This is a genomic window from Streptococcus sp. GMD6S, from assembly GCF_000297015.1.
Window position 1 is genome coordinate 1 of record NZ_AJRH01000218.1, and the last position, 745, is coordinate 745.

1 protein-coding gene is annotated in these 745 nt (G+C 42.6%); it reads right to left on the reverse strand.

The window, feature by feature from the left end; translation table 11 throughout:
• Positions 1–745 (reverse strand): sensor histidine kinase (locus GMD6S_RS09780; protein WP_000223180.1); only part of this gene is annotated, 745 nt, incomplete at both ends.

Genomic DNA, 745 nt, shown 5'->3' on the forward strand with positions numbered 1-745 from the left:
ACTCTACACTGATTTGGTAGCGATCCCCAAAGTAGAGAACAAAGCGTTCGTGTACATTTACTATTCCAATTGATTGCCGCTCCCCACTATAGCTTGCCTCGTGTTCAAAACTTCGTTGAGCTAATTTTTCTTGCAAGCTAGCTAGTTTCTCAGCGGGCATTCCTCGACCATTGTCTTCCACTAGGATTTCAACGAAGCCTTGGCCCTTCAAGGCTTTGATACTGATGACATTATCCGTTCTGCGATGGTCAACACCATGGGCAAAGTAGTTTTCTACCAATGGTTGGAGTGTAAATTTTGGAATCCTCATTTCTTCCAATTCTGGTGCAATCTTGAAACCATAGGCAATGGATTTAGGATAACGCACCATGCAGAGATAGCTATATTTTCGGCAAAATTCCAACTCCTGCTTCAAGGTCGTTTCCCGCTCGTCAGAGATATTGTTGCGTAACAAGCTACTAAATTCATAGATAATATCTGCCAGTTCATCCTGACTTTGCATGACGGCATACATCCGTAAAAACTCCAGAGTATTGTACATAAAGTGAGGATTGATTTGAGCCTGCAGGGCTCGCATATTGGCATCTTTTTGACTGAGCTCTAGCTGATAGATATCATGGATATTTTTTTCCAGGCGATCCAACATATCATTGGTTGTTTCTGCAATGAGAAGCAACTCTTGGTCTTTTTCAGAGGTATCGATTCGAAGGCCTTCTTCTCCTTGAGCAATCACCTCGATCGAATC